19 protein-coding genes are annotated in these 24,068 nt (G+C 46.1%); 15 read left to right on the top strand and 4 right to left on the bottom strand.

Going from position 1 to position 24,068, the window contains the following annotated elements; genetic code table 11:
- The first annotated feature begins 29 nt into the window (after window positions 1–29).
- Entirely contained in the window at window positions 30–1,448 is a 1,419-nt protein-coding gene (locus tag ACYVD4_RS24945) for a DUF937 domain-containing protein (RefSeq protein ID WP_460950340.1), read from the top strand.
- Window positions 1,449–1,581: 133 nt separating this feature from the next.
- On the opposite strand, the gene ACYVD4_RS24940 is transcribed toward ACYVD4_RS24945, so the two are convergent.
- Window positions 1,582–2,493 carry a nucleotidyltransferase family protein gene (locus ACYVD4_RS24940; protein ID WP_460950338.1) on the bottom strand — a complete coding sequence of 304 codons (912 nt, stop codon included), beginning with the start codon at window positions 2,491–2,493 and terminating at the stop codon, window positions 1,582–1,584.
- Between the two features lie 277 nt (window positions 2,494–2,770).
- On the opposite strand from ACYVD4_RS24940, the gene ACYVD4_RS24935 reads away from it, so the two are divergent.
- From ACYVD4_RS24935 to ACYVD4_RS24900, 8 genes are all read left to right on the top strand, one after another.
- Window positions 2,771–3,937, top strand: coding sequence for a homogentisate 1,2-dioxygenase (locus ACYVD4_RS24935; RefSeq protein WP_460950336.1), 1,167 nt, complete (start codon window positions 2,771–2,773; stop codon window positions 3,935–3,937).
- Between the two features lie 56 nt (window positions 3,938–3,993).
- Entirely contained in the window at window positions 3,994–5,115 is a 1,122-nt protein-coding gene (hppD, locus tag ACYVD4_RS24930) for a 4-hydroxyphenylpyruvate dioxygenase (protein ID WP_460950335.1), read from the top strand.
- Window positions 5,115–5,921 carry a phenylalanine 4-monooxygenase gene (locus ACYVD4_RS24925; protein WP_460950334.1) on the top strand — a complete coding sequence of 269 codons (807 nt, stop codon included), beginning with the start codon at window positions 5,115–5,117 and terminating at the stop codon, window positions 5,919–5,921. The genes hppD and ACYVD4_RS24925 overlap by 1 nt, the downstream gene beginning before the upstream one ends.
- Before the next feature lie 91 nt (window positions 5,922–6,012).
- Window positions 6,013–6,453, top strand: a complete 441-nt coding sequence (locus ACYVD4_RS24920; protein ID WP_460950333.1) for a MarR family winged helix-turn-helix transcriptional regulator — start codon at window positions 6,013–6,015, stop codon at window positions 6,451–6,453.
- A gap of 71 nt (window positions 6,454–6,524) precedes the next feature.
- Entirely contained in the window at window positions 6,525–7,700 is a 1,176-nt protein-coding gene (gene fahA / locus ACYVD4_RS24915) for a fumarylacetoacetase (RefSeq protein ID WP_460950332.1), read from the top strand.
- A 29-nt stretch (window positions 7,701–7,729) separates the two neighbouring features.
- Entirely contained in the window at window positions 7,730–8,650 is a 921-nt protein-coding gene (locus ACYVD4_RS24910) for a flavin reductase family protein (RefSeq protein WP_460950330.1), read from the top strand.
- 85 nt (window positions 8,651–8,735) lie between these two features.
- Window positions 8,736–9,326 carry a DUF4142 domain-containing protein gene (locus tag ACYVD4_RS24905; protein ID WP_460950329.1) on the top strand — a complete coding sequence of 197 codons (591 nt, stop codon included), beginning with the start codon at window positions 8,736–8,738 and terminating at the stop codon, window positions 9,324–9,326.
- Between the two features lie 187 nt (window positions 9,327–9,513).
- Window positions 9,514–10,650, top strand: coding sequence for an acyltransferase family protein (locus tag ACYVD4_RS24900; protein WP_460950328.1), 1,137 nt, complete (start codon window positions 9,514–9,516; stop codon window positions 10,648–10,650).
- A 191-nt stretch (window positions 10,651–10,841) separates the two neighbouring features.
- On the opposite strand, the gene ggt is transcribed toward ACYVD4_RS24900, so the two are convergent.
- Entirely contained in the window at window positions 10,842–12,644 is a 1,803-nt protein-coding gene (ggt, locus tag ACYVD4_RS24895; protein WP_460950712.1) for a gamma-glutamyltransferase, read from the bottom strand.
- 195 nt (window positions 12,645–12,839) lie between these two features.
- Between ggt and ACYVD4_RS24890 the strand changes: the two genes are divergently transcribed.
- Window positions 12,840–14,081, top strand: coding sequence for an ABC transporter permease (locus ACYVD4_RS24890; protein ID WP_460950327.1), 1,242 nt, complete (start codon window positions 12,840–12,842; stop codon window positions 14,079–14,081).
- Between the two features lie 120 nt (window positions 14,082–14,201).
- The gene (locus ACYVD4_RS24885) at window positions 14,202–15,683 is read left to right on the top strand and encodes an APC family permease (RefSeq protein WP_460950325.1); all 1,482 of its coding nucleotides are present in this window, start codon (window positions 14,202–14,204) and stop codon (window positions 15,681–15,683) included.
- 130 nt (window positions 15,684–15,813) lie between these two features.
- Here ACYVD4_RS24885 and ACYVD4_RS24880 read toward each other — a convergent pair whose 3' ends face one another.
- On the bottom strand, window positions 15,814–16,389 hold the full coding sequence (locus ACYVD4_RS24880) for a YceI family protein (protein ID WP_460950324.1): 576 nt from the start codon (window positions 16,387–16,389) through the stop codon (window positions 15,814–15,816).
- Window positions 16,390–16,428: 39 nt separating this feature from the next.
- Entirely contained in the window at window positions 16,429–19,083 is a 2,655-nt protein-coding gene (locus ACYVD4_RS24875) for a TonB-dependent receptor (protein WP_460950323.1), read from the bottom strand.
- A 255-nt stretch (window positions 19,084–19,338) separates the two neighbouring features.
- Between ACYVD4_RS24875 and ACYVD4_RS24870 the strand changes: the two genes are divergently transcribed.
- The 4 genes from ACYVD4_RS24870 (at window position 19,339) to ACYVD4_RS24855 (ending at window position 24,056) form a co-directional block, all read left to right on the top strand.
- Window positions 19,339–20,403, top strand: coding sequence for a sensor histidine kinase (locus ACYVD4_RS24870; RefSeq protein ID WP_460950322.1), 1,065 nt, complete (start codon window positions 19,339–19,341; stop codon window positions 20,401–20,403).
- Window positions 20,400–21,173, top strand: coding sequence for a LytR/AlgR family response regulator transcription factor (locus ACYVD4_RS24865; protein WP_460950320.1), 774 nt, complete (start codon window positions 20,400–20,402; stop codon window positions 21,171–21,173). The genes ACYVD4_RS24870 and ACYVD4_RS24865 overlap by 4 nt, the downstream gene beginning before the upstream one ends.
- Before the next feature lie 152 nt (window positions 21,174–21,325).
- A complete protein-coding gene (locus ACYVD4_RS24860) occupies window positions 21,326–22,366 on the top strand; it encodes an acyltransferase family protein (RefSeq protein WP_460950319.1) in 1,041 nt (346 codons plus the stop codon).
- Between the two features lie 316 nt (window positions 22,367–22,682).
- Window positions 22,683–24,056, top strand: coding sequence for a peptidoglycan DD-metalloendopeptidase family protein (locus ACYVD4_RS24855; protein WP_460950317.1), 1,374 nt, complete (start codon window positions 22,683–22,685; stop codon window positions 24,054–24,056).
- Window positions 24,057–24,068: the final 12 nt, after the last annotated feature.

Raw genomic sequence — 24,068 nt, 5'->3', positions numbered from 1 at the left:
GATTAAAGTCACTACTAAAAGATAAGTATATGGCAATCAATTTATTAGACCTAGCAAAAAGCTATCTCAGCAACGGTGTTTTAAGCCAATTCAGTGGAATGCTCGGCGAAAATGAGCAAAACACACAAAGGGCTATTGAGGGAGCATTGCCAGCCATTTTAGGCGGGCTTATTCAGAAAGTGAACGAGCCGGGCGGGGCCGGTTCAGTTATGGACATGATTGGCGAAATAATGTCGCCTAATCCAGCAACTGGTAATCTGATTACTCCTGAGAATGGTATTTTAGGCCAACTAGGCGATATTCTGGCCAATAAAACTCAATCCAGTAGCCTGCTGTCGATGGGGGCGAGCATTCTGAAAAGCTTATTTGGCGACAAAACAAATGCCTTGACCAGCTCTTTAGCTTCTTACAGTGGCGTTAAACAAACATCAGCTTCTTCGCTGCTGAATCTGGCAGGGCCGGTTCTGGTAAGTGTGCTAGGTAAAAAACTGGCCGATGACGGAACAGGCATTTCAGGTCTAAGTAGTCTATTGAGTGGACAGGCATCGAATCTTACATCGGCCATGCCATCAGGTCTGGGAGCCTTATTAGGAGCTATTCCGGGATTAAGCATCTTAGGCGGATTAGGTAGCAAAGCTGGTGAGTTCATCTCATCCGTTAATCAACCAACTGCTCGTGTTGCGCCAACCAGCAATGTACCGCCAGCTCGCCCTACCCCACCGCCTGCCTATCAGAATCAGGACGACCGTTCGTCAGGAGCGAAATGGTTGCCCTGGCTATTGTTACTACTGGGTTTGGGCGCTTTGTTCTACTTCATGCGTTCATGCGGAACAGAAAAAGAAACCGTCTCTACTACAACCGAAACCATCATCGATAGCACGTCCGCTACATTGGGCGAAGCAGCTACGGGTATGGGAGCGGCTGCCGATTCGGTTAATGCAGCCGTAGATTCTGCCGGTTCTGCATTAGAAGATGCTGCGGCCAAATTAGGAGCATTCTTCAAGCGGAAACTACCATCGGGCCTTGAACTGAACATTCCAGAACTGGGCATTGAGAATAACCTCATTAAGTTCATTGAAGACAAGAGCAAGCCTGTTGACAAAACAACCTGGTTCAACTTCGACAGACTATTGTTCGATACAGGAAAAGCAACGCTACGTCCTGAATCACAGGAGCAATTAACCAACATTGCCGCCATTCTGAAAGAATATCCGGCTGTAAACATCAAGCTCGGTGGCTATACCGACAATACAGGCAGCGCAGCAATCAATAAAAAACTTTCGCAGGATCGTGCCGATATGGTATTGGGCGAATTAGTTAAGCTTGGCATTGATAAATCGCGTCTGGAAGCCGAAGGTTATGGCCCTGAACATCCGGTAGCGTCGAATGATACAGAAGCGGGTCGTGCCGAAAATCGTCGAATTGCAATTCGAGTAACGAAAAAATAATACCAACTTGATTGACTGTAACGTAGTGGTGTCGGGTTTGAGAACCCGGCACCACTACGTTACGCTAACAGAACGCCCCGAAAGTTTCAAAGCTTTCGGGGCGTTTTTGTATTTAGACGTATCAGTACGTTCATTACCAGAGTTTTTCTGGATAAGCGCCATCGTCGTGAAGCTTTTGCAAAGCAGCCTGAACCGTTGCTTTATCTTCTGGATACGTAACGCCAAACCAGGCCGACTGGCTCCGGAAAACCTTGCAATGACCGGTATCCGTTTCAATCAGATTCGTCATTACCGTTGGAATATAAAACTCGGCTTTGGGCGAATCAATATTAGCCATTGCATAACTCTCAAACTGGTGCTTCACAAGCGGAAACACTGAAGGCTTGAAACCCCAGAAATTCATCGACACGGGCGTTTCGGGCGATAAAGGTGTAAACGTATCACCTTCTTCAAAAACGATACGTTTGTTATCTTGTCCGGCTTCCTGTTCGTAAATTTTTGTCCGCTCAATCACTGATAGCAAATGGCCGTTTGGTCCCACCGAACAAACTCCCCGCGATACCGAACCATTTTCCGAGAGCGTATTCTTAATTTCATAGCCAACCATAGCATGAAGCTCGTCGTCGGTGTCGGTTTTTAGAAAGTCACCAATCAGTTGAAAGGCTTCGAGACCGTAAAAATCGTCGGCATTGATTACCGCAAACGGTGTTTTGGTCTGATGCCAGGCACACAACATAGCATGACCGGTACCCCAGGGCTTCGTCCGTTTTACTTCGCCCAACTCTTCGGGTACGTATGATTCCAGCGACTGAATTGCATAATCGACCTCTATTTTTCCGGCTAATTTTTTCCCGAAAACTTCCTCAAAGTCTTGCCGAAGTTCTTCGCGAATAATAAATACGACCTTCCCGAAACCGGCCCGGATGGCATCGAAAAGAGAATAATCCATGATGGTTTCGCCGTTCGGACCAAACTGGTCGAGCTGCTTGATGCCACCGTAACGGCTGCCCATACCGGCGGCCAGAATTAGAAGCGTAGGTTGCATGTTGAGGTTACAAGAAATAGTGTTCAGTTGGCAACTCTTATTCGGCCCATGTTTCCCGAACAGGTTTGCACGGCCAAAATTAGAGAAAAGGACTGGCCTCTACTATTCTAAAATAAAGAAGCGCATAATTATGAGCGTTTTTGCTTATCTGTATTGCATACCTCAACACCAATAAATAAAATTTATTCTAAACAATATTCTATTTTAAAAGTTGTTAGTATAATTGTATGCTAAACAATAGTTGTTATAGCAACAAAATTCCTCTAATCAAACTACAATGCCATTTTACCACTCACTCGGCCAGATTCCTCCAAAACGGCACACGCAGTTTGTGAAGCCTGTTGGTAGTGCAGATGCGTTTTATTATGAGCAATTGTTCGGTACGATTGGATTCGATGGCATGTCGTCGTTGCTGTATCATGTACACCGACCTACAATGGTACGCGATGTACTGGAAAGTGTAGACGTAGCGCCCAAACTGGCCAAAGCGAAAACTATGTTGTCGCGAAAATTGATTGGCTTCGACGTAGCACCTGCCAACGATTTTCTAGAAAGTAGAGTCCCTTTATTGGTAAATAATGATCTGATTGTAGGCGTAGCGGCTCCGCGTCAGTCGCTTACTACGTATTTCTATAAAAACGCCGACGCCGACGAGTTGCTTTTTGTGCATCGTGGATCGGGCAAATTGCGGACGTTGCTTGGTAACATTCCATTTCAGCAAGGCGATTATCTGATTATTCCGCGCGGAATGATTTATCAGATTGATTTCGATAATCGTGAACAAACGCGACTGCTTTATGTCGAATCGCATTCACCAATTTACACACCCAAACGCTATCGGAATCATTTCGGCCAATTACTCGAACATGCACCTTTCTGCGAACGCGATTTCATTCGCCCTACCGAACTGGAAACGCACGATGAAACTGGTGATTTTCTGATAAAAATTAAGAAACAGGGTTCGCTTCATTCACTAGTCTACGCGTCGCATCCGTTCGACGTAGTGGGTTGGGATGGATATAATTATCCGTACGGCTTTTCGATCTATAATTTCGAACCCATTACCGGACGCGTTCATCAACCACCGCCTGTTCATCAGACGTTTCAGACCGATACGTTCGTTGTGTGCTCATTCGTGCCCCGCCTATACGACTATCATCCACAGGCAATTCCGGCCCCTTATAACCATTCGAACATCGATTCAGATGAGGTAATCTACTACGTCGATGGTGATTTTATGAGCCGAAACGGCATCGCTCCCGGACACATTACGCTACATCCCGGCGGAATTCCGCACGGTCCGGCGCCGGGTGCGATGGAACGTAGCATCGGCAAAAAAGAAACAGAGGAATACGCTGTCATGGTCGATACCTTCCGCCCGCTCATGATCACCGAACAGGCGCTAAAAATTGACGACGGTAAATACTATAAATCGTGGCTGTAGAGACGTAGCATGCTACGTCTCCTATGCGTCAGCAATAACAACATCAACAAACAGATATGGAAGCATTAGACATTCTTGAACCCCAACTAGACGATTTCCTGCCGCTGAACGGTACCGATTATCTGGAGCTTTACGTTGGTAACGCCCGGCAATCGGCTCATTATTTTCAGACAGCTTTTGGTTTTCAGCCGCTGGCGCACGCAGGTCTGGCAACGGGCCTGCGCGACCGCGAATCGTACGTAGTACAGCAGGGAAAAATTCGACTTGTGCTAACCTCTCCGTTGCACGGTGATTCGGAAATCAGTCAACATCTTGACCAACATGGCGATGGTGTTCGGGTAATTGCGTTATGGGTCGACGACGCTAAGCGGTCTTTTGAGGAAACCGTTCGCCGGGGAGCTAAACCGTATTTAAAACCAACGAATGAACAGGACGACCATGGCTACGTAGTACGTTCGGGTATTCATACTTACGGCGATACAGTCCATGTGTTTGTGGAACGTAACGATTACAAAGGCGTTTTTCTGCCGGGTTACGAGCCCTGGAATCCCGATTACCAGCCTACTGATGTGGGTCTCAACTACGTCGATCATATGGTGGGCAACGTTGGCTGGCATGAAATGAATGAGTGGATGGCATTTTATCACGACGTGATGGGTTTTCAGCAACTGGTTTCGTTCGATGATAAAGACATTTCGACGGAATACACTGCGCTAATGAGCAAGGTGATGAGCAACGGCAACGGGCGGGTTAAGTTTCCGATTAATGAACCAGCCGAGGGCAAAAAGAAATCGCAGGTAGAAGAATACCTTGATTTTTACGGCGGTCCTGGTGTTCAGCACATTGCCGTTGCAACCGACAACATCTTGGAAACTGTGACTGCACTACGTGATCGGGGCGTCGAATTTCTCAGCGTCCCTGATACGTATTACGATCAACTCAGCACACGTATTGGCCAGATCGACGAAGAAATTGCTACGTTACGTTCGTTAGGCATTCTGGCCGACCGCGACGAAGAAGGGTATCTGCTACAGATTTTCACCAAGCCTGTGTGCCCTCGTCCTACGTTGTTTTTCGAAATCATTCAGCGCAAAGGCGCCCGTTCGTTCGGCAAAGGCAATTTCAAAGCCCTTTTCGAAGCCATCGAGCGTGAACAGGCGTTACGGGGAACGTTGTAATGAGCGAAAGAGTGAAATTGCGAAAAGCCAACGCACGCACATTCACTCTTTCGCACTTTCACTCTTTCACTATGAAACAGACCTATTCCAACTACACAGCCGACGATCAGGCCGTTTGGCGGTTGCTGTTCGAGCGGCAGATGGCGCAACTCCCCGGTAAGGCCAGTCAGGCTTATCTGGATGGTATTGCAGCCACGGGGTTTTGTGCCAGTCATATTCCAAATTTTGAACGGGATTTGAATCCACGTCTGAAAAAACTTACAGACTGGCACGTTTATGCGGTAACGGGGTTAATTCCGAATCGGGAATTTTTCGAGTTAATGGCGAACCGGAATTTCCCGGCTACTACGTGGTTGCGTCGGCGGAATCAGTTGGATTACCTGCCCGAGCCCGACATGTTTCATGATACGTTCGGGCACGTACCGATGCTATCGAATCAAGCATTTTGCGATTTTCTGGCCGCTTTAAGCCAGATTGCACTACGTCATATTGACAGCGAAGAAGCCATTGCCATGATTTCGCGGCTATACTGGTATACGGTCGAATTTGGCCTGATTCGGGAATCGGGCGCGCTACGTATCTATGGCGGTGGCATTTTATCGTCGGTGGGAGAAACGGCTTATAGCCTCTATAGTCCTATTCCGAAACGGCTTCCTTACGATGTAAAAACGCTGCTAAAAACACCGTATATCATTGATCATTTTCAGAAGAATTATTTTGTCATTGAATCGTTTGAACAGCTTTATCATTCGGTTGATGAAATCGATAGCGAACTGAAAGAACTCCTCTTAATGAATGATGTATGATGGATAATGAATAATTTTGAGCTACTATGCCTACTAATCAGTCATTAGCTCGAGTTATTTTCATTGTCCATTAGCCACTATTCCTCAAACCGTGACGCATCCATCCGATACGCGTGCCTACTTTTTTAAGATTGATACTACGATAAAGAAGATTCGCAACGCCCTGCAAAAACAATTCAACGACGCGGGTTTCGACCTCACCGTTGACCAGTGGGTTGTTATTGACCATCTTTTTCGCAATCCGGGTATCAGTCAGAATACGATTTCGGAGATGACTACCAAAGATGCGCCGACCGTAACACGAATTATTGATCTGCTCAGTCAGAAAGGGTTGAGCGAACGTCGAATGACCGACACCGACCGACGTAAGTTTCTGGTTTATCTAACACCCGCTGGCGAAGCGAAATACAACGAAGTACTGCCCATTGTTTCGGCCATGCGTCGGAAAGGTTGGGGCAACCTCAGCGAAGAAGATTACCAGCATTTCGTTCGTATTATGGATTCGATTTACACGAACATTAGTCAGGAATAAATGAGCAGTATCAAAGAGTGAAAGAGCGATTACGCTGGATATTCACTCATTCACTCATTCACTCTTTTCATATGTACGGCATTTTTAGTTACGATATTGGGGAGCCTCGCGTTGGTTTTAAGCATGGCGACTACGTTCTCGATCTCGAAGTGGTTGGTTTATTGGGCTATTTTAATGACCTGCATATTGATACGTCCGTTTTTACAAAGTCAGCACTGAATGATTTTATTGAACTGGGCAAATCGACACATCAGGATGTCTGGCAGCGGCTTACTACGTTACTAGCCAACGAATTGGTAGCTTTTGCGGATGTACATGATCAAGTTTTTATTCATAATTCGCGGGTACAAATGCATTTGCCAGTACGTATCGGCGATTACACCGACTTCTACGCAGGTATTCACCACGCTGAGAACGTGGGGCGAATGTTTCGCCCTGATGGTGACCCTCTTTTGCCCAACTACCGACACATGCCCGTTGCCTATCATGGCCGCTCGTCGTCAATTGTTGTGTCAGGAACGCCCATTCGTCGGCCAAATGGGCAATTTTTAGGCAGTAATAATGAGCCAATTTTTGGGCCGTCGAAGGCATTGGATTTCGAACTGGAAATAGGGTTGATTATTGGAAAAAGCAATCCGCTTGGCGAACCGATTTCAGTTGATGAAGCTGAAGATTATATCTTCGGTGTTACGTTGTTCAACGACTGGTCGGCCCGCGACATTCAACGCTGGGAGTACCAGCCATTAGGTCCATTTCTGGGTAAAAACTTTGCCTCGAGCCTGTCTGCCTGGGTGTTACCTTTCGATGCTTTGGAACCATTTCGAACTAGTGGTCCAATGCAAGAACCCACTCCCCTGCCTTATTTACAAACGGGTAAATCCGGCCATTTCGATTTAACGCTGGAAGTCTGGCTCCAACCGGCAGAAGGTAAATCAGTTTGCATAAGCCGTTCAAATACCCAAAACTTGTATTGGAATTTCGCCCAAATGATCGCTCACCACACAGTGAATGGCTGTAAATTAAATATTGGTGACGTACTGGCAACGGGCACAATTTCAGGAACAGAATCCGCTACGCATGGCTCTTTGCTGGAATTGAGCTGGAACGGCGAACGTAGCATCAACGTATCACCAACCGAAACACGGACATTTCTAGCCGATGGCGATACAGTAACACTACGTGGTTATGGATTCAAAAATGGCTCTCGAATTGAACTTGGCGACGTAGCAGGAACCATTTACTCATAGAAAAACTCGCTCTTTCACTCACTCGTACTTTGAAAACAATCAACCCGCAGGATTTACAGCCCAACGAGTTTTACCGTTACATGATTGGCAGTATTGGCCCACGTCCGATTGCGTTTGCCAGCACGATTGATGCAAGCGGAAATGTCAACTTAAGTCCGTTCAGTTTTTTCAACATTGCCGGTTACAATCCGCCTACGCTGATTTTCACGCCAACTATTAACCGGCACGGACAGAAAAAACATACGCTGTTAAATCTGGAAGAAGTCGGTGAAGTAGTGATTAATATTGTCAACTACGCGATGGTGCAGCAAATGTCGCTGGCGAGTGCCGAGTTTGAGCGGGGTGTCAATGAGTTTGAAAAAGCGGGTTTTACTGCTGTTGCTTCAGATCGGGTGAAACCGCCGAGAGTTGCCGAATCGCCCGCGTCGTATGAATGTGTTGTCAAGCAAATTATACCAACAAATCAGCCAGTAGCCAACGTAGCAGCTGCCGATACGTTCGAACCCGGCTCTGGTCATCTGGTAATTTGCGAGATTGTAATGGCTCACTTTCGCGACGATATTTTCGATACGTCCGGCCTAATCGATCCGCAACGTATTGACCTCGTAGCCCGAATGGGTGCCGACTGGTATTGCCATGCACAGGGCGATGCGTTGTTTGAAGTACCCCGACCACGTATTGGCATCGGTGTTGACCAATTACCCGCCGACATTCGAAACAGTGCTATTTTAACCGGAAACGATCTGGGTCAACTTGGTAGTATTTCGACCTTGCCTACCCTAGATGAAATCCGTGAATTTAGAGCGTCGGGTGTTCTTGATACGTTAGTTGACGAAGCGCAGCACGGTTGTCAATATCTGCCCGATCTGCTGCATCTGAGAGCTAAACAGCTATTAGCCCAAAATAAGGTGCAGGAAGCCTGGCTCACCTTGCTCCAACCAACCATCTAGATTTATATCGTATTGATAATCTGCCTTTGCAAACAAGAAACGTACTGCGGAGTTTCATGAATACAACAAAAATGAAACCCGCATTATGAAACTTTACCTCACACCAGCTATACTGTTCCTTGGCTTTCTTTCGATGATTGGCTGTTCGTCGAGTCCGGATAGTACTGAAAAAGCGAACAAAGTCAATGAAGACCGCATTGAAAAACAGGCTGTTGCGGTAGGAAGTGACGCCAAAGATGATGCCAAGAACGTAACAAAGCACATGGTTACGCTGACCAATACCAGCCTGACCGAATATGAACTGAGTAAGGTAGCCATAAAAAAGGCGACCAATCCAGACGTAAAAACGTTTGCCCGGCAAATCATGAACGATCACCAGCAGGACGACCGGCAACTACAGGCACAGGCAAAACTGATGAACGTAACGCTGCCGACTACAATATCGAACAAAAGCAAAAAATACCTCAGCAAACTCTCGGGCATGAAAGCCAGTAATGAATTCGATATACAGTTTCTCGATTATATGGCCGATGTCAACGATGATGCCCTCGATGCTGCGGATAACCTTAAAGACAGTGCTCCAACCGACGCGGTAAAAGCTCTGGCAAAAAAGTTACTGGAAGACGACAAAAAGCATAAGGAAATGGCCCGGCAATTGAAGAATGTTCTCGATTAACATATCGGATCGTCGATAGATAGAGATTTCACCTCAATTATTTTTGACGTAGTATCAGGTCGTGATACGCTTGCGTCGGATGGCTGGGAAAGGCGAAATTGCAGTCCATTACGAACTGTTGAGTCACCATTGTAGTCGATGTAACTATAACGGAGGACTCAAATGCGTTTTAACGAATTGATTATCAATGCCCCAAAACGAAATCTCTGCTACTGCATTCGCCGATACCAAACCGCATTACAACATACTTGACGGGCTGCGTGGCGTAGCGGCTTTAACCGTTGTGTGCTTTCACGTATTTGAAGCGTTTGCAACCAGTCATTTAGATCAAAAAATTAACCACGGCTATCTGGTCGTTGATTTCTTCTTTATCCTGTCCGGCTTTGTTGTGGCCTATGCTTATGACGGCCGCTGGAAAACGATGACAATCAAAGACTTTATTATACGTCGATTCATTCGCCTGCATCCGATGGTCGTTATCGGAGCCATTATTGGGGCCATCATGTTCTACTTTCAGGGTTGCGCTGCCTGGGACGTTACAAAAGTATCGGTCCCTATGCTATTGATAGCAACTCTTATCAATGCTTTGTTGATTCCGGCAACGCCCAATTCTGAAATTCGGGGTGTGGGTGAAATGTACCCGCTGAATGGGCCAAGCTGGTCGTTATTTTTTGAATACATCGGCAATATTCTCTATGCGTTCTTCATCCGTAAGCTCAATACCCTGGCACTTTTCATATTTGTTATACTAGCTGGCATTGGATTAGCCGTTTTTGCCATTTGGGGGCCATTGGGCGACATCTGCGTCGGCTTTTCGCTGACTGAAGAGAATATTATCGGCGGCTCTTTTCGGCTATTATTTTCCTTCTCAGCAGGATTGCTACTCGCTCGCGTATTCAAACCTGCTCCTATAAAAGGGGCTTTCTGGATAGGCAGTTTATCTATTGTTATTGTCTCGGCAATACCACGAATCGGTGGTAGTGAGAACCTGTGGATGAACGGTTTATATGATGCGCTCTGTGTGATTCTTATCTTTCCTTTACTTGTTTACCTAGGTGCTTCAGAAAAGCCAACCGACAACGTAACGATCCGGCTATCCAAGTTTTTGGGCGATATTTCTTACCCACTCTACATGGTCCATTATCCGTTTATCTACCTGTATTATGCCTGGGTAAAAAATAAAAACCTCACGTTTGAGCAATCTTTTCCCGGCGCATTAGCACTTGTTGTAGGGTCTATAGTATTGGCTTATGTATGCTTAAAGCTATATGATGAACCCGTACGCAGGTATCTAACAAAACGTCTTTTACGAATTAAAAGGTAGAGACATAAATAAAACCCCCTCCCCTGATTTAATTTGAGCTTACCACCCCTAATCCCTCCTGTTTTAGGAGGGATTAGGGGTGGTAAATGGCCGAAAATAAGCCGCATATATAACCACCTGAAACCCCAATAGGAGTTTCAGGCGCAAAAAACTCGCATAAAATAACACTGAAGATCAGCGACTTCAACCGCTTAATATCCTCTTGCCGTGTTATCGGCACGTGGGTCAGAAGCTCCTTCGTATGAGCCATCGGGACGAATCAGTACACAGTCCATACGGCCTAACGTATTGGTCAGCTTTTCAAGAATATACGACCGGTTTTGTAGTGTCTGAATCGTTGCGTCGGAGAAGGCACCGTTTTCGAAGATTGTTTTATCGGGCAACCACTGGTGGTGAAATTTGAGCGCGTTTACGGCCTGTTGCATGGTCATGCCGTGTTCTATTACGTTCAGAATGGTTTGATAAACCGACGTAATAATCGTTGAACCGCCGGGCGTGCCCACCACCATAAACAGCTTTCCATCTTTTTCCAGAATAGTCGGTGTCATCGACGACAGCATTCGTTTGTGGGGAGCAATGGCATTGGCCTGATTACCAATCAACCCGAACATATTGGGCACACCGGGTTTCACGCTGAAATCGTCCATTTCATTGTTCATAAAAAAGCCCGCTCCGCCAATGACCACCCGGCTCCCATAACCACCATTCAACGTAGTAGTGATGCTCACCGCGTTACCCTCTTTATCAACTACCGAGAAATGCGTTGTTTCCAGACTTTCGTAACCGGGAATCGACCCGCCTTTTACGTTCCGGCTATCAGTAGCTTTCGCCCACGAGAAATCCGTCCAGCGACTTTTTAGATAATCGGGGCTAATCAACTGGGCAACGGGCACTTTTACGAAATCCGGATCGCCCAGAAACTTAGCACGGTCGGCATATACGCGACGCTCTGCTTCAATCATCACCTGCACCGTACTATCCCGATTCCAGCCCCACCGACGTAGCGGAAATGGTTCGGTAAAGCGCATCATTTGCAACAACGCTACGCCCCCGCTGGAGGTTGGCGGCATCGTAATCACGTTGTATTCTTTATACTTTGCCTGAATTGGTTCGCGCCAAACCGAGTGATAGTTTTTTAAGTCTTCTTCCGTAATCAGGCCGTTACCACGTACCATTTCTTCAGCCAATAATCGGGCTGTTTCACCTTCATAGAATCCTGCCCGTCCCTGCGACTGGATACGCTGCAAGGTTCTGGCGAGGTCGGATTGAACCAATGATTCGCCTTTGTGCCAGGTTAACGTATCAGTCTGAGCAGGGCTTTTGAGAAAATACGTTTTGCCGGGATTAATTTGATGTAAATCAGTTTTGATACGATTCAGGCCCAACGCATCGCGCTCGGTCAGGGCAAATCCTTTAGCTGCCAGATCAACGGCGGGTTGTAGAACCTGTTCCCAAGTCAATTTCCCGAACCGTTTGTGTGCTTCAGCCATCCCATCGACCGAGCCCGGTACGCCACTGGCCAGATGCCCACTTGTGCTTAATCCCGCCCGAACGTTTCCCAGCGAGTCGAGGTACATATTTTGCGTAGCCTTGCCGGGTGCTTTTTCCCGATAATCGAGCGTGTAGGCTTTTCCAGCATTGTCGCGATAGACCATAAATCCGCCACCGCCAATATTACCTGCGCCCGGATAAACCACCGCCAGCGCGAATTGAACAGCCACTGCAGCATCGACAGCGTTACCACCTGCCTTCAGAATCTCAAGCCCTACCCGCGAGGCTTCGGGATGGGCAGATGCTACCATTCCGTTACGTCCGATTACCCCCACCCGATCAGAGAAAAACGGCTTAACTGTTGGGTCTTCATCCCGGTATTGGTAAACGCCCTGACTTTGTTTGACAGCCGTGTCCGACGTAACAGGAGCTTGTGTTTTACAGGCATTGATCCCCGCAGAAAGTAGTAATACGGGCAGATACTGAATAAAGCGTTGACTCATAGAAGTGTATTTCAGGTAGGAGGTTGTCATTCGTTTAGTTACAAAAATAACGCTATATCGCTGATAGCCAAACCAACCATTTATCCGCCCGAACCGTCGCCCATCCGAAACGATTTGGCAAAAAAAACTTCGCGTTGTACTTTCATTGGCTGAAATTGTCACAGCAATTCGCGTACTTGTTCAATCTTCGAACACATGCAGTTTATTCGTCAGACTTTTGAAAGCTTCCGGTTTGCGTGGCAGGCGTTACGTTCCAATCTGTTACGTACTACGCTGTCGTTGCTGGGTGTAACGGTCGGAATTTTCGCGATTATCGCCGTGTTTACGCTGGTCGATTCGCTCGAACGTAACATCAAAGACAGTCTGTCGTTCATTGGCGATAAAGTGGTATATGTTCAGAAATGGCCCTGGGTATTCAGCAATGATTTTGCCTGGTGGAAATATTTCCAACGCCCGGTGCCGACTTATAATGAATACCGTTTTCTGAGTGAAAAACTCGAAAATGCCCAAGCCATTGTGGCGATGGATTTTAAGGGGCGCGTTACGGTAAAGAACGCCAACAATAGCATGTCGTGTCTGATTCAGGGCACTACGTTTGAGTACAACAAAATTTCGGAAGTACCCATCGAAAAAGGCCGTTACTTTATGCAACAGGAGGTTGATGTGTCACGTAACGTAACGATCATTGGTGCCGATGTAGCCGAAAACATTTTCCCCAATCAGGACCCTACGGGAAAGACACTTAAAATTAACGGGCTCAATTTCGTGGTCATTGGCGTTCAGACACGTAAAGGCGAGAGTATCCTCAACGTGGGCGGCAATCCTGATATAAAATGCCTGATTCCATTCGGAGCTTTCGCCAAAATGTTTCACTCCAATCAGCCTGATATCGACATCGCCATAAAAGGCTACGATTCTGACGAAGGACTTCTTGAACTAGAAGGTGAAATTCGGGGATTGCTACGTACCCGCCGTGGCCTTAGGCCGTTACAGGAAGATAATTTTTCCATCAATCGTCCTGAAGCAGCGGCCAAAGCCATCAGTGGTATTTTTTCGGTATTGACGCTGGCAGGTTGGGTTATCGGGGGGTTCTCAATTCTGATTGGCGGCTTCGGTATTGCCAACATCATGTTTGTGAGTGTAAAAGAACGTACCAATATTATCGGTATTCAGAAATCGTTGGGAGCGAAGAATTATTTTATTCTCTTCCAGTTTTTGTTCGAGGCCGTTCTTCTGAGTCTGGTGGGTGGACTGGCCGGTATTTTTCTGGTTTATCTACTGTCGTTCATAAGTTTAGGTAGTCTCGTACTTCACTTAACAGCGGGTAATATTATGCTTGGGTTGGGGGTATCAAGCGTGATTGGCATTCTATCAGGAATCATTCCTGCTTTCTCAGCCGCCCGGCTTGATCCGGTTATTGCCATTCGGTCGAAGTGATTCGTCTATAAGCACATCTACCAAATTTACGTTTGTGTATGGATCAAATGGCCCGTTTTCCTCGGCCCAATTTGTTTTTTTGCCTAATTGAGCGGTTCTTGTGTGCATATCTTCTTCTACATGGCAGAAAACGTATCACATTCCTCGCCGTCGGCCGAAATCGAGACTGAACCGACCGAATTTAACCGTTCCCTGAGTCTGCTCGACTCCACGCTCATTGTTTCAGGTTCCATGATTGGCTCCGGCGTTTTCATTGTTACGGCCGAAATGGCTCGTAGCCTTGGTTCATCGGGCTGGCTCCTGATGCTCTGGGTTTTAACGGGCGTATTGACGGTAGCAGCCGCACTTAGTTATGGCGAACTGGCAGGCATGATGCCCAAAGCCGGTGGTCAATACATTTATATTCAACGAGCCTTTGGCCCACTAACCGGCTTTGTTTACGGCTGGACGGTGTTTATGGTAATTCAGACCGGAACCATTGCCGCCGTAGCTGTAGCATTTACCAAATATACTGCCGTTTTTATTCCAGCACTCGGCCCCGACAACGTATTGCTGGCGCTTGGGCCGATAAAAATTACGTTAGGTTCACTCTTTGCCATTGCCAGTCTGGTGCTGCTCACCTGGTTGAACAGCCGGGGAGTTCAAAGCGGTAAATTTATCCAGAACGTGTTCACCTCAGCTAAGCTTATTGCCCTGCTCGGACTTATTGTGGTGGGTATTACCATTGGGCTGAGTACAGGCTTACTATCAACCAACCTCAACAATGCCTGGGAAGCCAGTACTACGTCTGCTACGGGCGAGGTAATTCCGCTGGCAGGAATGGCTTTAATTCTGGCTTTTGGTACGTCGATGATTGGTTCGCTGTTCTCGGCCGATGCCTGGAACAACGTAACGTTCATTGCGGGCGAAATCAAAAATCCGCGCCGGAATATTCCGTTGGCCCTGTTTTTTGGTACTCTGATCGTTACAACGATTTATTTTCTAGCTAATATTTCTTACCTCTCACTACTGCCGTTAAAAGGTTCTCCTACTGCCACAGATATTATTGGGCGAGGTATTCAGTTTGCCGATGCCGACCGTGTCGCTACTGCTGCCGTCGAAACACTCTTTGGCAACGTAGCTGTGGCCATCATGGCCGTCTTAATTATGGTGTCGACCTTCGGTTGTAACAACGGGCTGATTCTGGCCGGTGCCCGCTTGTACTATGCAATGGCTAAAGATGGGCTGTTCTTGAAACAGGCTTCGCATTTGAATCAACATGCTGTACCGGGTCGTGCTTTATGGGTGCAATGCATCTGGGCATCGGTGCTATGCCTGTCGGGCAGATACGGCGACCTACTTGATTACTGCACGTTTGCGTCGCTGGTATTTTACATGGTTACCATTGCTGGTCTGTTCCGGCTACGACGTATTGAACCTAATACCGAGCGACCTTACCGGGCGTTTGGCTATCCAGTTGTACCGGCGTTATACATCGTTGCCGGACTAACAATCTGCGCTATTCTGCTCTATACCAAAACCTTTAACACGGGCATGGGCCTTCTGATTGCCGGGCTTGGCATACCCATTTATTATTTCACAAAACGTAGCCAGACGGCTTAAGTCACTAAATACTAGAAGTCATAAAATCAAATTCCCTACCGATTTCTAAAATCGGTAGGGAATTTGATTTTAACAGATAATGAAAATGGTTTACAAACTATTTTTCATTATCCAGTTATACCAGAATAGCTTATTGTGGTTTTGCAAATTCAGCCGTGCCTTTCAGTTCGATTTCGTCGCTAACAACAGCGGTGGTGCTGCTACCGATACCGAAATCAAGACGTTTGATTGTTCCGCTCACTTTAAAACCAACTTTATCCTGCTTACCGTTGCGGCCTTCCTGAGTAACGGGGCCGTTCATCACTACGTCCAGTGTTACGGGTTTCGTTACGCCATGCATAGTCAAATCGCCAGCCAGTTTATATTTTTTGCCTTCCGCTTTCTGAAAAGACGTGCTCTTGAATGTCAGATTTGGGAATTTTGCCGCATCGAAAAAGTCAGGGCCTTTCAGGTGCCCATCCCGACGTTCGTTGTCGGTGTTGATGCTGTTAATATCGGCCGTTACTTCGAAAACAGCATCAGAAAGATCTGGCTTAGAAGCGGTTAACTTCGCGTCGAATGTTTTAAAATTTCCATCAACATCGGTCAGCATCATGTGCGTTACGGTGAAACCTACACGACTGTGCGATTTATCGAGGTTCCAGGTTTGTGCATACGTAGCGAACGAAGCGAGCAGAATAGCGAATGTGAATGATAAGCGTTTCATGAAATAGGAATAAATTATGGTTGTTATGTAAGAGTAATACTATTGCCGAACTGGGCGACCGCCGGATTGTCCGCCACCGGCTGGAGCCGATTGCTGCTGCTGTGGCTGGCCACCGCCATCATTTCCACCTTCGCCACCTTTTACGTCATCATTATTGACCGAACGAGCTTTTTTACGAGGTGCGTCGAAGCTCATTTTGCCAATGCGATACGCAAAGGTCACTTTTACGTTCTGATTATACAAACGATTGACGTTCACCTGCGAAAGTAAGGGAGATTCCAGATTTGTCCGCATCACAACGCCATTTCCGATAAAGTTTTCAGCCGCTAAACCAATACTACCCCGTTTGTTGGCAAGATCTTTCCGGATACCGAACGAATACATATAGAAACCGCCCTGTGTACCCTGCAACTGTGGCTGCGGTCCACGGAAGAAACTGAACACCTGCGCACTCCATCCTTTATCGAGTTGCAACTGACTCATAAGACGTCCGCCAATGCTAATACCGGTATTGCTGATTGTTACCGATTTTCCATCCAAACCTGGCGTAGCACCCTGCATGTACACGTAGTAACCGTCAAACCCACCATTGATACTCCATTTCGGGGTCAAATTGGTATTGAAGAATACGTTAGCACCCAATGTACGCTGAACACCGATGTTCTGGAACGTAGTGAGAATCGCGCCCGCCGGGAAATCGTACTGCGACGTATCGACCGGAATCCGAACCTGCGTAATGGCGTTGTTGGTCAACCGGCCAAATACCGATACGTTCAGATACGTTTTCTTGATGGTCGAACTCAGGCTCATTTCTACGTTATCGGTCAGTTCGGGGCTAAGGTTCGGGTTACCCATCATGATCATTTGTGGGTTAGCCGCGTTAACATTCGGGTTCAACTGTTGCAGACCGGGCCGCTGAATCCGACGGTTATAAGCCGCTTTCAACGTAGTACCAGCCTTCAGACTTTTCGATACGTTGACACTAGGCACCAGATTACCATAAGCCGGAATATTCAACTTCGTATTCTGAACCAGTTCGGTCGATTGGTAGGCCGAGATGCTTGTGTACTCATAGCGTGTGCCTACTTTAAACGTGTATTTGCTTGGCGTTACGTAGGTATACGAGATATAACCTGCACCAATATTCTGATCGTAGTTCAGTGAACCCGTTGGGTTGTTTGGGTCCGTAATCAACTCGCCAACACTACCACCAATCAGATATCGGTAATCGCTGTTTACTTTCCGCATGATGGCTTTTCCGCCAAATTCGATCAATTGGTTTTTCTTGATCGGTGTCTGATAATCGGTCTGGATCGTCAGTTCCTGATTGATGTTGTGGTTCAGGTTCTGCTGACGCGATGTTAACGAGCCCATATTGTTGAGCAAGTCAGCGTAGAAATTATTAGTCAGATTGGTCCGGCTAAACTGCGTCGAAATGCTCCACTCCTGCTGAGGCTTGAAGGTGCGGATATAATCGAGGTTCATATCCACCGAGTTCGACAGATCTTTCCGGTCAACATCGCGATTTGTCTGGTTCAGAATCGAACCACCCGAATAAATACTCGTTAACTGATTCTGTTCCTGAATGAAATTCCGTGTACCAAACCGAACATTGGCCGACAGTGACTGATCTTTCGCCAGATCATAATCGAAACCTAAGTTGTAATGACCAAACAGAGGTCTGTCGAAGGCCGAACCTTCCTGAAGTGTACGTAGTGGCTGCGTGCCGGTGCGTGTCGTCTGATCTAATGTCGAAGAAGCCCGGTTATACATCATCCGACCAAAGCCACCTAACGTAACACCCAGTTTCCCCTGACGATACGAACCATTCAGTCCTAAGTTTGAAGCCCGTAGCCCAGCACCTGCATCAACGTTTAATGTCAGACCATGTAATGTGTTCTTTTTAGTGATTATGTTGATAATTCCGGCAGCACCTTCGGCATCGTATTTGGCTGACGGACTGGTGATTACCTCCACCGTTTTAATCATATCGGCAGGCAGTTGTTTCAGCGCATCCGCCACACTGGCCGCTACAATGGTCGATGGTTTATTATTGATCAGGACCCGAATATTGGAGCTACCACGTAGCGATACGTTCCCATCGAGATCGACCGAAAGCATCGGCACACGCTTCAGAATATCGCTGGCATCACCGCCTTTTGTGGCAATATCTTTATCGGCGTTGAAAACTAGGCGGTCTACTTTCTCTTCAATCAGGGCCGCCTGTCCTACTACGTTTACTTCACTTAAAGTCCGAATATCGGGCGACATTTTCACCGAACCCATTTTCAGATCGGTTCCTTTTTCAACCTTAAAAGCCTTGGAATCAGAGTTTTTATAGCCGATAAATGAATATTGAAGCCGGTAGTCGCCGGGAGCCAGTTTGCTCATCGTAAAATTTCCCTTGGCATCTGACGTAGTACCATCGACGGGTTTGTTGGTTTTCGTGCTGATCAGGGCTACCGTAGCAAATTCAACCGGCTTGCCCGACAGCGAATCGACTAATGTACCTGATATTTTTCCATTGCCTTTAGGTGTTTCTTCGGCTACACCTGTAAACTCGGCTTTCTGCCGACGGTCATCTTGTCGGCCAAAACCACCCGGTCCGCCCCCAGGAGGGCCAAATTGAGCGTATGTTGTTTGCGATAAACCAGCGAGTAGTAGTAGTAATAGAGATAATAATTGCCTGCGCATTGTTGTTTCGATTCAAATCATTGACATCACAAAACAATAAATGGCTTGTCAATCCAAAAAATGCAATAGACTGGAAGAAAGAGAATATCGGCAAACAGGCCGTTTTAGCCGATGAACTACATATTTACCAGATAATCAGGTTCGAGACCGGCTCGTCGGACAAAAGAACCAAACCATCGGGAAAAATAACGAGTCAGCCGATTTGGTAGGGTATCAATCTGGAATTCGCTGTAAACTTGTACCTTTCAATAGATTATGGCCGCGACTATATTTCCCAGACGATACGTACCGTTGCTGAGTCATGTACTTGGCTGGGGTTTGCTGGGCTACTTACTTTTCTTTCAGACACTTAACTCTGAAATTCGGTTCCCCAATTTATTCTGGGTCAGGCAAGCCATCTTTTTCGTTCTGATGGTTGGTACGTTTTATCTGAATTCAAAATGGCTGGTTCCGCGAATGCTGCTCACCGATCAGACGCGCGATTATATGCTGGCAATTGTGGGTACGATTGTGGTGTTGATGGGCATATTAGCTTGCATTGAGTATGGCTTCGACCTTCCAACACTTCTGCACCGAACGTTTCATCCCGACGGAAAAGGGCATCCGAAACCGTATGGCTGGATTCAACCAACCTTATTTACAATTATTCTTGTATTAGGTATCAGCATCAGCATCACCATGCTCCAGAAGTGGCAAACCGATGCTACGCTCCGGACTACGCTTGAGCAGGCAAAAACGGCTTCTGAACTTTCATTTCTGAAAGCGCAGATCAACCCGCATTTCTTTTTCAATACGTTAAATAACATCTACGCACTTACACTGATTGACGTAGAAACGGCCCGCGAAGCCCTTCACCGACTTTCGCGCATGATGCGCTACGTTCTTTATGAAACCCAGTCGGGCACTACGTTGCTGAGCAAGGAAATTGCTTTTCTGAGCGATTACATCCAACTAATGCAGCTTCGACTCACCGACAAAGTGACCGTTACGTTAGATACGCCTTCGCCCCTGCATGACGTATCCATTGCACCAATGCTCTTTTTGCCCTTTGTCGAAAATGCGTTCAAACACGGCGTCAGCACCCTTGAACCTAGCTGGATTCGAATTGGCATTCAGCAACTTGACCATCAATTGCTGTTGGATGTTAGCAATACGTTGTTTCATCAGAAATCGCCATCGCTCGAAACCGGTAACGGCATTGGGCTGGTAAACACCCGTCGTCGGCTCGACCTACTTTACCCAAACCAGTACGTCCTTCAGATCGACGACAATACTACCAATGGCGAATATCGTGTGCATTTAAACCTGTCTCTCCAATGACACTCTCCTGCATTGCCGTTGACGACGAGCCGCTGGCGCTGGGACTGGTTTGCGCGTTTATCGAAAAAACGCCGTTTCTGAAATTAGAAGGCCGTTTTAGCAGTGCCGTACAAGCACTCCAGCATTTACTCCAGCATCCTGTCGATGTTATTTTTCTGGACATTCAGATGCCTGACCTGACCGGGCTTGAATTAGCGCGTGTATTAGATAAAAACAACCGGGGTGCCCAGACAACACGTATCATTTTCACCACCGCTTTTGATCAGTTTGCGCTGGATGGTTTCCGGGTCGATGCGCTGGATTATCTGCTGAAACCGTTCAACTACGAAGAATTTTTACGGGCGGCCAGTAAAGCCCGTAACTATTTCGAACTCGTACATCGTCCTGAAATAACTCCTGTTGCTCAGCCAGTTATTGCGCCGATTTCCATTCCGGTTGAGGTTGTTGAAGATTATCTATTTCTTAAGGTGGAATATCAGTTAGTACGGGTAGCATATAGCGATATTCTCTATATCGAAGGGCTGAAAGATTACGTAAAGGTTTACCGATTGAGCGAGCCTGGCAAACCGTTGTTATCGTTGACCAGTCTGAAAACACTAGAAGAAAAATTACCCGCTCGTCAGTTCATGCGTGTTCATCGGTCATTTATTATTGCTCTGGACCGTATAAGCGCAGTTACACGAAATACGGTCCAGATTAGTACCACCACCATTCCGGTCAGCGATCAATACAAAGACGTATTCAGCGAATTTATCAGTCGGTGGATATAGTAAGCATTGATCCTTTTTAGTATCCTTTGTTTAAACCACAAGTTGATTCCTAATCCAACATACATATTGCCAGAATAGGCGAATACAGTGTAACTTCGCGAAGTTTCTGTCAAATTATACAGACTGATAGGATTTTGGTTCTAAACAATAGTATGAATAAAAATAATTTTGATTTTCTACGCTTCTTTTTAGCTTTCATTGTTGCTTCCAGACACATCGTCGATTTATCTCAAAATAAATCACTATCTATTCTAGAAACTTATCTTAGTAGCCGGCTGAGTGTAGAGTCTTTTTTTATTATAAGTGGCTTTTTAATATGGAAGAGTTATGCATCTACAACTACTAATTCTTCTTATTTCAAGAAGCGGGCAAGACGATTATTACCGGCTTACTTAGCTTGTACTTTTGTTTTCTTAATAGGTCTTTCTTTCATTAGTAAATTGTCTTTGTATGAATATTTTACAAACAAACAATTCTACACATACCTGTTTGCGAATTTAACGTTTCTAAACTTTATACAACCCTGCCTTCCTGGCGTTTTTGAAAACAATTGGCAATGTGCAGTTAATGGTGCTCTTTGGACGATAAAAGTTGAAGTTCTATTCTACATAATGGTTCCTTTATTGTATGCTATCGTTGCAAAAAGTTCAAAAAAATACGTAGTACTAATTATCATCTATCTCTTATCAATTACCTATAGAACATATCTCGAAGGACTGAATACGCCACTAATGAGTATTTTGAGTCGTCAAACACCTGGTTATTTATCCTATTTTGTTAGCGGTATTTTATTCTACGAATATTTTGACTTTTACAAAAAGAATCAAAATAAACTACTTCTATTAAGTGTATTATTATTCATTATCGAATTATACTCAGGCGTAACTTTTTTTCACTCTTTTGCACTTGCAGGATTAATTTTTTACATAGCATATAATTTCCCAGCACTAAATAAATTTGGCAAGTATGGCGACTTCTCTTATGGAATGTACATATTTCATTTTACGACAATACAAATCTTTGTCTATTATAGTTTTTTCGAAAAATATAACCCGATTATCGGCTCTATTTTAGTACTCATGATAGCATTTTTCTTGGCCACCTTATCATGGCAATTTATAGAAAAGCCATTTCTGAAACGAGATTCTCATACGGCTTCAAATAAACGTAACGCTTTAGCAACAATCCAATAATGGGTTTGCTAACTTTCAAATAAAACCCAAAAGTTCACAGACCACTTCTAATAAAAATAGTTACTAGACTTTGAGGAGTAAAGGGTATAGTTTTTTATAAACTGTTCAATTTGTTGAAATAAACCAAAACCATTTAAATGGGATCAGCTATCTAGATAACTCCACTTACCGCAAACAAAGCCCACGTCTAACCTGTTTTTTATAAACTAGAATGCCCTGCCCCGTTGGTTAGGGCATTCTAGTTTATGGACGTAGCATCTGGCGCCTGAAATGAAATTTATCAGGCACTAAAGTCGTTAAAGACTATAGTAAAACTATGGTATTCAAAAACTCACTCCGATTTTTTCCGATAATATTGCTGGTAGGCTGGCTGGCCAGTTGTACAGGCATGGGCCCTAGCACGAATATATTCCGATCCTCATCGCCCCATGATCAATATGGCCAATCGCTGAAAGATGCTAAACTAGATCGCACTGCGTTGGGAAACGACTGGCTTTCGGCGGGTGAACGTGCCCTTCGAGATTCGCTTAAGATTACGATTCCATATCGTGAAAGTGGCTATTTTTCAGCCAATAGAGCCTTTGCCGTTGGGTATCGGCTCGATGCACAACGGGGCGACCGTTTTCTGGTAAAAGTGGAAACGCGAGGGCAGAAAAATGCCCAGATTTTTATAGACGTTTTTGCTATAGATGACAGAAATAGACTGGACTTGTTGACTGCCTCTAAATCCGATACGAACATCCTGATTTGGGAACCTCGCCGGACACAAACTCATCTGATCCGGATTCAACCCGAACTCCTGCGGAATGCTCAGTATACCATCAGCATCACTCGCGAACCATCGTTGGCATTTCCAGTGAAAGGGCGTGATAGTCGCCAGATTAGCAGCTACTTTGGTGTCGCGCGCGATGGTGGTCGTCGTCGGCACGAGGGTGTCGATATCTTTGCGCCCAGAGGTACACCAGCGCTGGCTTCAGTAGATGGTTTTGTTACGGGTGTAGGCTCTAACAGTCTTGGCGGGAACGTAGCGTTTTTGACGGATAATGAACGTAACATACGGCTCTACTATGCCCACCTCGACCGCTGGAACGTAATGAATGGCCAACGTGTATCGATTGGCGATACCATCGGATTTGTCGGCAACACCGGCAACGCCCGCACCACCGGACCTCACCTGCATTTTGGTATTTACGGCTTCAGCGATGGAGCTACTGATCCATTACCGTTTATTCGACTTGGGCGCGGCCCAGCCAAACAGGGTCTTCTTTCGCTTTCCCGGCTAGGTGATTCAGTACGTGTATCAGTAATTCGTTCGGTAGTTCGGCTGGCTCCGCAGGGCGATTCGCCTATCTTACGTGAACTTACTAAAGCGTCTCCGCTGACCATTATTGGCGGTACCGAAGCCTGGCTTCGGGTTGAATTACCCGATGGTTTGACGGGTTACGTAGCCAGCAGTACAGTAGAAAATACGAGTCGGCCTATTCGTCAGATCACCCTAGCCACAGCAGGTAATTTGCTGGATAACGCTCATCAGGAGGCTGCTTCTATCGGTACACTTCCTGCTGGTGCATCCGTCGACGTATTGGCGCAAACCACTACGTATCAATTGGTACGTAATGCCGTTGGCCAAACGGGTTGGTTATATGCCCCGCTGGCCACCAATAAGCCCATGAAAACAACCGTTCGTTAAAATGTTTTTGAA

The sequence above is a fragment of the Spirosoma daeguense genome (genome assembly GCF_054776875.1).
This window is presented reverse-complemented; position numbering and strand designations above follow the sequence as displayed.

Coding starts and splice junctions, on each gene's coding strand:
- ACYVD4_RS24945 (WP_460950340.1), top strand. CDS start 30: ATGGCAATCAATTTATTAGACCTAGCAAAAAGCTATCTCAGCAACGGT.
- ACYVD4_RS24940 (WP_460950338.1), bottom strand. CDS start 2,493: ATGCAACCTACGCTTCTAATTCTGGCCGCCGGTATGGGCAGCCGTTAC.
- ACYVD4_RS24935 (WP_460950336.1), top strand. CDS start 2,771: ATGCCATTTTACCACTCACTCGGCCAGATTCCTCCAAAACGGCACACG.
- hppD (WP_460950335.1), top strand. CDS start 3,994: ATGGAAGCATTAGACATTCTTGAACCCCAACTAGACGATTTCCTGCCG.
- ACYVD4_RS24925 (WP_460950334.1), top strand. CDS start 5,115: ATGAGCGAAAGAGTGAAATTGCGAAAAGCCAACGCACGCACATTCACT.
- fahA (WP_460950332.1), top strand. CDS start 6,525: ATGTACGGCATTTTTAGTTACGATATTGGGGAGCCTCGCGTTGGTTTT.
- ACYVD4_RS24905 (WP_460950329.1), top strand. CDS start 8,736: ATGAAACTTTACCTCACACCAGCTATACTGTTCCTTGGCTTTCTTTCG.
- ACYVD4_RS24900 (WP_460950328.1), top strand. CDS start 9,514: ATGCCCCAAAACGAAATCTCTGCTACTGCATTCGCCGATACCAAACCG.
- ggt (WP_460950712.1), bottom strand. CDS start 12,644: ATGAGTCAACGCTTTATTCAGTATCTGCCCGTATTACTACTTTCTGCG.
- ACYVD4_RS24890 (WP_460950327.1), top strand. CDS start 12,840: ATGCAGTTTATTCGTCAGACTTTTGAAAGCTTCCGGTTTGCGTGGCAG.
- ACYVD4_RS24885 (WP_460950325.1), top strand. CDS start 14,202: ATGGCAGAAAACGTATCACATTCCTCGCCGTCGGCCGAAATCGAGACT.
- ACYVD4_RS24880 (WP_460950324.1), bottom strand. CDS start 16,389: ATGAAACGCTTATCATTCACATTCGCTATTCTGCTCGCTTCGTTCGCT.
- ACYVD4_RS24875 (WP_460950323.1), bottom strand. CDS start 19,083: ATGCGCAGGCAATTATTATCTCTATTACTACTACTACTCGCTGGTTTA.
- ACYVD4_RS24870 (WP_460950322.1), top strand. CDS start 19,339: ATGGCCGCGACTATATTTCCCAGACGATACGTACCGTTGCTGAGTCAT.
- ACYVD4_RS24865 (WP_460950320.1), top strand. CDS start 20,400: ATGACACTCTCCTGCATTGCCGTTGACGACGAGCCGCTGGCGCTGGGA.
- ACYVD4_RS24860 (WP_460950319.1), top strand. CDS start 21,326: ATGAATAAAAATAATTTTGATTTTCTACGCTTCTTTTTAGCTTTCATT.
- ACYVD4_RS24855 (WP_460950317.1), top strand. CDS start 22,683: ATGGTATTCAAAAACTCACTCCGATTTTTTCCGATAATATTGCTGGTA.